Source organism: Stenotrophomonas sp. 05L44_2 (assembly GCF_056665995.1).
In genome coordinates, this window is the sequence record NZ_JBFTNR010000054.1 from 1 (window position 1) to 10,104 (window position 10,104).

The window sequence follows — 10,104 nt, forward strand, 5'->3', positions numbered from 1 at the left end:
CCCCAAAACCCCGCTGCTCATGCAGCGGGGTTTTTTCTATTAAGTGAAGGCTCTGCTTTTTTGAGTTCCTTCCGCCCCGAGGGCAAGTACGTGAGCTGGCGCTGCAAGCGCTGCTGCAACCGTCTCCCTGGTGAAATTAGCGCTATGGAACCACCCGATCCCATCCCGAACTCGGAAGTGAAACGTAGCTGCGCCGATGGTAGTGTGGCCTAAGCCATGCGAGAGTAGGTCATCGCCAGGGTTTACATCCAAAAACCCCGCTGCTCACGCAGCGGGGTTTTTCTTTGCGCGCGAGAAACTGAAGGTAGTGCCGGCCGCTGGCCGGCAACCTCATGAACATCACGCGGCTGCACGTGCCAGCCGGCCAGCGGCCGGCACTACCCGCGCCCAGCACTCACGCACAAAAAAGCGGCGCCCAAGGGCGCCGCTTTCTTTGGAACTCAACGGCTGGGGGACTTACTTCGCCGCAGCGGCCGGTGCCTTGGCCTTCATCATCGTGTCGCGGGCAGCCTTGAACGGATTGCCTTCGTACCAGTTGGGCCAACGATCGCCGCCGGCCAGTTCCTTGCCGACGCCATACATCAGCTGCAGGTCCTCGACCGTGCCATCCAGCTTCCAGGTGGCCGGGTCATACTCGTCCTTCGGGCCGTGGTAACGGTTGGAACCGTAGTCGGCGGCCGCCTTGCGGCCAGCCTCGACACCGCCGTCGCGCAGGTCCTCACCGCCGTCGGCGTACAGCGCCGGCACACCCGCCTTGGCGAAGTTGAAGTGATCCGAACGGAAGTAGAAGCCGCTCTGCACCGAGGTCTCGCCGTGCAGGGTGCGATCCTGGGCTGCAGCCAGCGGCTTGAGGATGTCTTCCAGCTCCGAACTGCCGAAGCCGGTCACCGTCACGTCCTTGGCACGACCGGCCACCGACATCGCATCGATGTTGATSACACCRGCGATCTTGTCCAGCGGGAAGGTCGGGTGGGCGACGTAGTACTTCGAACCCAGCAGGCCGGAYTCTTCCAGSGTCACYGCCAGGAACACCACCGAACGTTCCGGCTTCGGTTCCTGATGGGCCATCGCTTCGGCCACCTCAAGGATGCCGGCCACGCCGGTCGCGTTGTCGACGGCACCGTTGTAGATGTTGTCGCCCTGTTCGCCCTCATGCTTGCCGAGGTGGTCCCAGTGCGCCATGTACAGCACGGCCTCATCGGCACGCTTGCTGCCAGGCAGCAAGCCCACCACGTTGCGCGACTGCTTCTGCGCGACCTTGCTTTTCAGGTCCACCGAAGCGGTTGCCTTCAGCGGTACCGGCTTGAAGCCGGGCTTGCTGGCGTCCTTGTAGGCCTGGTCCAGATCCAGCCCGGCGCCGGCGAACAGGGCCTTGGCCGCGTCGGCGCTCAACCAGCCCTGTACCGGCAGGCGCGGCTCTGCATCGTCCTTGGCCGGCAGGTCGTACTGCGGGCCGGCCCAGGAGTTCTTCACCACGTCCCAGCCGTACGAAGCGCCCGCGGTGTCATGCACGATCAGCGCGGCAGCAGCTCCCTTGCGCGCAGCTTCCTCGAACTTGTAGGTCCAGCGGCCGTARTASGTCATSCGCTTGCCKTCGAACAGCTTTTCGTCATCGACATGGAAGCCCGGGTCGTTGACGAACATGACCACCGTCTTGCCCTTCCAGTCCTGGCCGGCGTAATCGTTCCACTTCTGCTCCGGCGCATCCACGCCGTAGCCGACGAAGACGAGGTCGCTGGCATCGACCTTCACTTCTGTCTGGCCGGTACGGGTGCCCACCACCATGTCGGTGCCGAACTTCAGTTCGCGGGTCTTGCCGCCCTGGGTGAGGGTGAGCACGGTCGATTCATCGGCCGTGGTCTCGGTCATCGGCACGTCCTGGAACCAGCTGTCGCCGTTGCCGGGCTGCAGGCCGATGCGCTGCATCTGGTCGCGGATGTAGTTGACTGTCAGTTCTTCGCCCTTGCTGCCGGGCGAACGGCCCTCGAACTCGTCAGAGGCCAGGGTCTTCACCATCTCGGCGAAGTCGGCGGCGTTGATCGCCGCTGAGAAGGTGTGCGTGGCCGGCTTGGCGGCGTTGTCGACGCTGGGCGCCGGAGCCGGGGTGTCTTCGCCTTTGCAGGCGCTGAGCGCGGCCGCGGCGGCCAGGCACAGGAGGAGTTTGCGGGGCATCATCGGTTCCTGGAAACACAAGGGACGGCCACGCAGCACGCGCGACCGGTAGCGGGGAGTATCGCCCAAGCCGCAGGCTCAGTCGGCCGGGGCGGTATCGGTATCGAAGGGGATCGGATCGGCGCCGGTGACCGGGCCGATCCGCGCACTGCGGTGGACGTACAGCACCACCTCGCGCTCGAACAGCAGGCTGCCGTTGACCACGGCATTCGGCCCGATGATGACCCGCGGCTTGCGACTGGCCGTCAGCGAGACGCTGAAGTTCGGCTTGCGCACATGCACGCCACCGCCGACCTGTGAGCCGATGCCGACGGTGATGTCGCCGTTGACGGTCTCCACGTCCTTGCGCACGCGGCTGCCGACCAGGCCGATGCCACCGTTGACGGTTTCCACGCCGCCTTCGATCTGGCTGCCCTGGTCGCTGAAGATGCTGCCGTTGACCGTGCTGACATCGCCGTGGGCCGTCACTTCGCGACCCAGGCGGATGCCGCCGTTGACGGTCTCGATGCTGCCCGTGCGCGCACGATCGGCGACCTTGACGCCGCCGTTGACGGTGTCGATGCTGCCGGTTTCCACGCCTTCGCCGACACGGATGCCACCATTGACGGTGTCCAGCTTGCCGTAGCGCTGGCCCGGATCGGCGCTGATGCTGCCGTTGACCTTGCTCACGTCTGCCTGGGCCCAGGCCGGGCCACTGGCCAGCGCAATGCCCAACAGCAGCGGAATGGAGAGAGCTTTCATGGGAACCTCGTTGTTGTGCGGCTGGCAGGCCGCGTGCGGAGATGTCACCATTCCCTGCACGTCTCCGCATCTGCCTGAAGTCACTGGAAAGCCCTTGCGCAACAACGTCTTCCCCTCACGCCGGCATCACATCGCCACCCTGCGCGGTGGACGTTGCCTGTTGCTGGGAATGGCGCTGGCCCTGGCGCTGCCATTGCCGGGTGCGGCGCAGACCTCTTCGGCCCGCGAGGCCGAACGCAAGCTGCAGAAGCTGCGCACCGAACTGAAGGGCGTGGCGCAGGAGCGCCGGCAGATCGAGGGCCAGCGCGGACAGGCGTCGCAGCAGCTGCGCGAGGCCGATGAAAAGGTGGCACGCAGTGGTCGTGCGCTGGCCCAGACCGAATCGGCGCTGCGCGAGCAGACCCAGGCGCTGGCCCAGGCCGAACAGCGGCGCAATGCACTGCAGTCCAACCTGGAAAAGCAGAATCGCGAACTGGCCGGACTGCTGCGCGCGGCCTACCAGCTTGGCAACCACGCGCCGTTGAAGCTGCTGCTTTCGCAGGACACGGTGGCCGATGCCAACCGTGCGCTGGCCTATCACCGCTACCTGCAGCGCGAGCGCGCGCAGCGCATCACCACGCTGACGGCCGACCTCAAGGAACTGGAGACGCTGCAGGCACAGATCGCCCAGCGCCAACAGCAGTTGCAGGGCACTCACCGCGACCAGAAGCAGCAGGTCGCCACGCTCGCATCGGACCGTCGCGAGCGTGCGCAGACCGTGGCTTCGCTGGAAGAGCGCTTCAAGGACAAGCGCGAGAAGGAACAGGCACTGGGCCAGGACGCCAAGGCGCTGGAAACCTTGCTGGCCAACCTGCGCGCTGCCGCGGCCCGTGCCGAGGCCGAGCGCCGTGCCGCCGCCCGCAAGGCCGCTGCGGAGAAGGCCGCTGCCGAAAAGGCCGCACGCCAGGCCAAGGCCGAAGGCCGTCCGGCACCGGCAACCAAGAYCCCGCCGGCCGTGGCCTCGGCACCAGCGCCCAAGGTGGGTGGCCTGGGCTGGCCACTGTCGGGCAATCTGCTGGCCCGCTATGGCGGCAAGCTGCCGGATGGCCGTACCAGCAGTGGCGTGTTGATCGGCGCCCCCGCCGGAAGCACCGTCACCGCCGTGGCCGACGGTACCGTGGTGTTCTCCGATTGGATGACTGGCTACGGCATGATCCTGATCGTCGACCATGGCAACGGCTACATGAGCCTGTACGCCCACAACGACACCCTGCTGAAGGATGCCGGTGCGCGGGTCAGCCGTGGCGATGCAGTGGCCAAGGTCGGCAACTCCGGTGGCCAGGGCGTGACGGCGCTGTACTTCGAACTGCGCCGCGGCGGGCAACCGGTCAATCCGGACAGCTGGCTGCAGCGGCGCTGAATTCCGCCTGGCCGCAGGAGGGCGGATTCAACGGGAATTTAGCCACGCTTCGCGCATAATCGGTGCATGTGCCTTGGGCACGATGCCATCGTCGACAGGAGTGATCCATGCGCGCAGCCCGTACCGCCACCCTCTTGCTGGCTCTGTTGCCGGCCCTGTCCTGGGCACAGCAGACCGCCCCCGTCCCGTTGAAGGAAACTCCCGGGAAGGCGGCCAGCAGCGAGGAGGCGGTGACCTCGAAGGTGCCGCTGGACGACATCCGGCGCTTCGTGGCCGTCTACAACGCGGTGCGCGCGGCCTACGTCGATCCGGTCGATGACAACAAGCTGATGCAGTCGGCTGTGCGTGGCCTGCTGCTCGACCTCGATCCGCACAGCACCTACTTCAACAAGGAGGATGCCGAGGCGTTCGACGAACAGGCCAATGGCGCCTATGAAGGCATCGGCGTGGAGCTGCAGCAGCAGCCGGACAACGCCAGCATGAAGGTGATCTCGCCGATCGACGACACGCCGGCGGCCAAGGCCGGCATCCTCGCCGGCGACCTGATCATCGCCATCGATGGCAAGCCGATCAGCGCGATCGATGCCAGCGAACCGCTGCGTGGCCCGGCCGGCAGCAAGGTGGTGCTGACCATTGTCCGCGACGGCAAGCCCAAGCCCTTCGACGTCAGCCTGACCCGGCAGACGATCCGCGTGACCAGCGTGCGCAGCCGCCTGCTGGAACCGGGCTATGGCTACATCCGCCTGAGCACGTTCCAGGCCGACACCGGCTCTGATTTCCAGAAGCACCTGCAGCAGCTGCAGAAGCAGTCCGGTGGCAACCTCAAGGGGCTGGTGCTGGATCTGCGCAGCAATCCGGGTGGTCTGCTGACCGCTGCGGTGCAGGTGGCCGATGATCTGCTCGACAAGGGCAACATCGTCAGCACCCGCGGCCGCATCAGCATCAGCGATGCACGCTTCGACGCAACCCCGGGCGACCTGCTGAAGGGCGCGCCAGTGGTGGTATTGGTCGATGCCGGTTCGGCCAGTGCATCGGAAGTGCTGGCCGGCGCACTGCGCGACAACAAGCGCGCGCGCGTGATCGGCAGCCGCACCTTCGGCAAGGGGTCGGTGCAGACCGTGCTGCCGCTGGACAACGGCGATTCGGTGAAGCTGACCACGGCGCGCTACTACACACCCAGCGGTAAATCGATCCAGGCCACCGGTATCGTGCCGGAAGTGGAACTGAAGGCAGCACCGCGTCCGGAAGACGAGGCATTGCCGGCCAGCTTGAGTGACTACAGTGAAGCGACGCTGCCGGGCCACCTGCGCGGTGATGAGGAAGGCACCGAGGGCTACCACGCAGGCGCCGTGTTGCCGGGCGATGGCCCGATCAACGATGCACTGGCCGAACTGAAGAACCCGGGTTCGGTTGCGGCGCGCTTGAAGGCAGAAGCTGCGAAGGCCGAAGCGGACAGGGCAGCAAAGGCCGCCGCCAAGCCTGCACCGAAGGCGGAGCCCAAGGCTGAAGCAAAGCCGGAAGCCAAGCCCGAAGCCAAGCCCGAAGCCAAGCCCGAAGCCAAGCCCGAAGCCAAGCCCGAAGCCAAGCCTGCAGAGATCCCGGCCAAGCCTTGATTGCGTAGCGTCGAGCCATGCTCGACTGATGTGCGGACACCGCCCGAGCATGGCTCGGGCGTTTCGCAGAATGCAGCAAGCGGACGCTAGAAGCCGTGCCGCTTGCGCAGACGTCGCGCGATCGCCGCGCGCACGTACATGCCGTACACCACGCCGAACACGAAGCCCCCGATGTGCGCCCACCAGGCGACCATGCCGAAGGTCGGGCCGATGTAGGCGAACACCACCTGCAGCGCCGCCCACACACCGATCAGCAGATAGGCCGGGGCGCGCACGAACTCCAGGAACAGCCCCAGCGGGATCACCACGCCCAGGCGCGCGCCGGGGAACAGTGCCAGATAGGCACCGATCAGCGCCGACACCGCACCGCTGGCGCCGATGATGATCTGGTCCGGGCTGCCCATGGTGTAGATCGCGACCAGGTTGGAGATCGCCCCGCCCACCAGGAACAGCAGCAGCAACCGCCACGGGCCCAGCACCCGCTCGGCCGGCAGGCCGAAGATCAGCAGGAACACCAGGTTGCCCAGCAGGTGCGACCAGTCGGCGTGCAGGAACAGGGCGGTGAACAGGCGCAGCACGCTGCCGTCCTGCAGCGTTGCCCACCAGTCCAGCGGGTGGGTCAGGCCGGTGGACAGGGCGCCCCAGTCCAGCCACAGGCTTCCGCGGGCATCGTCCGGGCGCGAGATCGACCACAGGAATGCCAGCCACAGTGCCGCAAACAGCACGGGTGTAGCCCAGCGCAGGGTCGCCTTCTTGCGCGAGGGGAGGGAGACAAACATGGCACTAGCCTAGCGTGCGGGCGCTTTTGGCGGGGAAGGAGCCTGTTCAGCTTTTGCGACGAAGAATGCGCCAGCGCTGTTATTGTTTCATTAACGGCTCTGGGTAATACTCGCATACGGCGTCGTATGTCGGGAGGGGAATCCGGCGCGCTTCGAAAGGCCATCCGGCCTGTCGGGCGCAGGCGCACTTAGAGCACCATCACCGCTTACCGGAGAGAGAACTACGATGCAAACTGCTTCTACCATTGCCCGCCTGACCCTGCTGGCCGTCGGCGTTGCCGGTGCGCTGGCCGCCGCCGACGCCAATGCCGCCGCCTTCCAGCTGAAGGAAAACAGCGCCAAGGGCTTGGGCCGCGCCTTCGCTGGTTCCACCTCTGCCGAAGGCGATGCCTCGGTGGTCGCCACCAACCCGGCCTCGATGCGCCTGCTGGAAGGCACCCAGATCCAGGGTGACGTCAGCGCCATCAGCTTCGGCGCCAAGTTCCGCGGCGAAGGCCGCTATGCCAACGGCGCTCCGATTTCCGGCGGCAACGGCGGCGACGCCGGCATGATCGCTCCGGTTCCGGCCGCGTACTTCCACGTGCCGTTCGGCGAGAAGGACAACATGCACTTCGGCGTGTCGCTGACCGTGCCGTTCGGCTTCAAGACCGAATACGACCGTGACTGGGTCGGCCGCTACAACGGCGTCAAGACCGAACTGCAGGCCATCGACCTGGGTGCGGCCTTCTCCTACGACGTCAACCCGTACCTGTCGTTCGGTGCGTCGGTGTTCGCCGAGCGCCTGAATGTCGACTTGACCAGCGCCGTCGACGGCGGTACCGCCATCAACGCCAGCGCCCAGCAGCGCGCTGCCGCCGCTGCACTGGCCGCTGGCCGCACCCCGGCACAGGCCCAGGCCGCTGCCCAGGCCGCTGGCCGCCAGGCCGCACAGCTCGGCTTCTCGCCGGGTACCGCTGATGGTTACCTGCGCATCAAGGGCGACGAAGTGTCCGTCGGCTACACCCTGGGCATGACCGTCAGCCCGGTGGAAGGCACCAACATCGCCTTCAGCTACCGCTCGGAAGTCGAACACAAGATCACCGACGGCAAGGCCGACTTCACCATGACCCCGGCTGCTGCCGCGTTCCTGGCGCAGGCTGCCCCGGGCACCTTCGTTGACAGCAACGGCCGGGCGACCATCACCCTGCCGGCCAGCGCCACCGTCAGCTTCACGCACCGCGTGAACGACCAGTGGAAGATCATGGCCGACGTGTCGCGCACCGCATGGAGCAAGTTCGACGAAGTGCGCGTCGACTACGACTCCAACCAGCCCGACAGCGTGCTGCCGTTCCACTACCGCGACACCACCTTCGCTTCGATCGGTACCGAGTACCGTCTGAACGAGCAGCTGACCCTGCGTGGCGGTCTGGCCTATGACCAGACCCCGACCACCGACGCCCACCGTGACGTCCGCGTGCCGGATACCACCCGCAAGTGGCTGTCGCTGGGCCTGACCYGGGCGCCGTCGGAGAAGATGGAATACAGCGTGGGCTACACCCACCTGTTCACCAAGGATCCGAACATCAACTCGACCTCCGCTACCGCCAACAACGTTGTCGGCAAGTACAAGGTCACCGGCGACGTGCTGGCTGCGTCGATGCAGTACAAGTTCTGATTCCGGCGATTGCCTGAAGCAGTACGAAGGAGGCCCCGCGCAAGCGGGGCTTTCTTTTTTCCGGGGATCTGCATCCACGCATGGCGTGGATCTACGCGACAATGGCCTGATGGCCGATCGCCGATACCTGAAGAAGATGACCCGCTACTGGGCCGCCGAAGAGGCGAGGGCCACCGTGGCGCTGCAGGATGCGCTCGCATCGGAATGGTTCGACTACTGGCACACCCACTTGGACTGGAAGGGGCGTGGCAATCGCCATGGCAGTGATCGCACCGCCGTTGCCGCCGCGTTGCTGCGGCTACTCGAGCGCGCGGTGGCCTGCAGGCGGCAGGACACCCAGTGCTGGGTGGTGTTGGCGCCGGATAGCGGCCAGAGCGCGCTGTTCCTGCATTCGCCGAATCCGCAGGGTACGCCTTGGCCGCATCCGTTCGATGGCGTGACCTGGGATATCGAAGCACCGGATTGGCTCGCGCCTGTGATGGCGCCGCACCATCAACTGGGCCGCTGGGGTAGCGCAGAGCCCCGGCTGCTGGTGCGCGTGCGCGCTTGATTTCCATCCACGCATGGCGTGGATCTACTGGCTCAATCCCGCGGGGCGTGGATCTACGCGACAATAGCGCGATGAACCTGTCCGACCCGAATTTCCAGCTGGAGCTGGCTGCCAACATCGCCGTTGCCGGCTCGATCCTGCTGGCCGGCCGCAACAACGTGCATACGTGGTGGCTGGGCATCGTCGGCTGCGCGTTGTTCGCTGCGGTGTTCGAGCGCTCCCACCTGTACGCGGACATGGTCCTGCAGTTCTTCTTCGTGGTCATCAGCGTGTTCGGCTGGTGGCAGTGGCTGCGTGGTGACCATGGCGCGCCGTTGCCCATCACCCGCTTGCCAGCACGCGCGTGGAGCTGGCTGCTGCCGTTGGCGGTGCTGGCGACCTTCGGCTACGGCTGGATGCTGACCCGGCTGACCAACGCGTATGCGCCCTACATCGACTCGGCGGTGCTGGTGCTGRGCGTGATCGCACAGATCCTGATGATGCGGCGCAAGCTGGAATCGTGGTGGGTGTGGCTGCTGGTCAACACCATCGCGGTGCCGCTTTACTACAGCCGCGGGCTGCACCTGACCTCGATCCTGTATGTCGGTTTCTGGATCAACGCGCTGGTGGCGCTGCGTCACTGGCGGCACCTGATGCGCGCCGAAGCGGATACGGGCAGGGCGGCCGATGGCATTGCCTGAGCGGGTACCGCGCGGGTTGGTGGTCGGCAAGTTCTGCCCGCTGCACCTCGGCCACGAGCGCCTGATCGAATTTGCTTCTGCCCGCTGCATCCAGCTGCTGGTGATCGGCTGGTCGCAGCCGGGCTTTGCCGGCTACAGCGCAGAGCGCCGCGAGCGCTGGCTGCGCGCGCGCTTTCCGCAGGCGACGGTGGCGGTGCTGGATGATGCGCGGCTGGCGGCGTTGTRCAGGCAACAGGGTGTTCCCGTACGTGCGCTGCCGCAGGACAAGGACAGTGAGCAGGTGCAACGCGCGTTCACCGCATGGCTGTGCGTGGCGTTGTTTGGCGGACCGGTGCAGGCTGTTTTCACCGGTGAAGACTACGGCGATGGTTTCGCTGCAGCCCTGGCGCAGCATTTCAATGCGCCGGTGCAGCACCATCGGCTGGAGCGTTCGACCGACATCGGTCAGGCCAGTGGTACCGAACTGCGCGCCGATCCGCATGCGCATCGACAGGGCCTGAGCCGGTCGGTCTATGC

9 protein-coding genes and 1 rRNA gene are annotated in these 10,104 nt (G+C 66.1%); 7 read left to right on the forward strand and 3 right to left on the reverse strand.

Annotated features, from left to right (window positions below; translation table 11 throughout):
* The first annotated feature begins 126 nt into the window (after positions 1-126).
* Positions 127-241 (forward strand): 5S ribosomal RNA (gene rrf / locus AC1VAN_RS03275).
* 215 nt (positions 242-456) lie between these two features.
* On the opposite strand, the gene AC1VAN_RS03280 is transcribed toward rrf, so the two are convergent.
* Entirely contained in the window at positions 457-2,172 is a 1,716-nt protein-coding gene (locus AC1VAN_RS03280) for a M28 family metallopeptidase (RefSeq protein WP_480985260.1), read from the reverse strand.
* Between the two features lie 78 nt (positions 2,173-2,250).
* Positions 2,251-2,913, reverse strand: a complete 663-nt coding sequence (locus AC1VAN_RS03285) for a DUF4097 family beta strand repeat-containing protein (protein ID WP_032975637.1) — start codon at positions 2,911-2,913, stop codon at positions 2,251-2,253.
* A gap of 169 nt (positions 2,914-3,082) precedes the next feature.
* Here AC1VAN_RS03285 and AC1VAN_RS03290 point away from each other — a divergent pair, with 169 nt between their 5' ends.
* Together AC1VAN_RS03290 and AC1VAN_RS03295 are read left to right on the forward strand one after the other, a co-directional pair.
* Complete coding sequence (locus AC1VAN_RS03290) at positions 3,083-4,312, forward strand: murein hydrolase activator EnvC family protein (RefSeq protein WP_480985264.1); 1,230 nt, start codon at positions 3,083-3,085, stop codon at positions 4,310-4,312.
* Between the two features lie 107 nt (positions 4,313-4,419).
* Positions 4,420-5,925 (forward strand): S41 family peptidase, encoded by a 1,506-nt coding sequence (locus tag AC1VAN_RS03295; protein WP_282279292.1) that lies wholly within the window; start codon positions 4,420-4,422, stop codon positions 5,923-5,925.
* Between the two features lie 86 nt (positions 5,926-6,011).
* Here the strand turns inward: AC1VAN_RS03295 and AC1VAN_RS03300 are convergent, their stop codons facing one another.
* Positions 6,012-6,704, reverse strand: coding sequence for a rhomboid family intramembrane serine protease (locus AC1VAN_RS03300; RefSeq protein ID WP_025878304.1), 693 nt, complete (start codon positions 6,702-6,704; stop codon positions 6,012-6,014).
* A 226-nt stretch (positions 6,705-6,930) separates the two neighbouring features.
* Between AC1VAN_RS03300 and AC1VAN_RS03305 the strand changes: the two genes are divergently transcribed.
* From AC1VAN_RS03305 to AC1VAN_RS03320, 4 genes are all read left to right on the forward strand, one after another.
* Positions 6,931-8,358, forward strand: a complete 1,428-nt coding sequence (locus AC1VAN_RS03305; RefSeq protein ID WP_480985261.1) for an outer membrane protein transport protein — start codon at positions 6,931-6,933, stop codon at positions 8,356-8,358.
* Between the two features lie 109 nt (positions 8,359-8,467).
* A complete protein-coding gene (locus AC1VAN_RS03310) occupies positions 8,468-8,908 on the forward strand; it encodes a hypothetical protein (RefSeq protein WP_051501537.1) in 441 nt (146 codons plus the stop codon).
* A gap of 71 nt (positions 8,909-8,979) precedes the next feature.
* Positions 8,980-9,588, forward strand: coding sequence for a nicotinamide riboside transporter PnuC (gene pnuC, locus AC1VAN_RS03315; protein WP_480985262.1), 609 nt, complete (start codon positions 8,980-8,982; stop codon positions 9,586-9,588).
* Positions 9,575-10,104: nucleotidyl transferase family protein (locus AC1VAN_RS03320; RefSeq protein WP_480985263.1), on the forward strand; the 530-nt coding region annotated here is incomplete at its 3' end. The genes pnuC and AC1VAN_RS03320, both read left to right, overlap by 14 nt.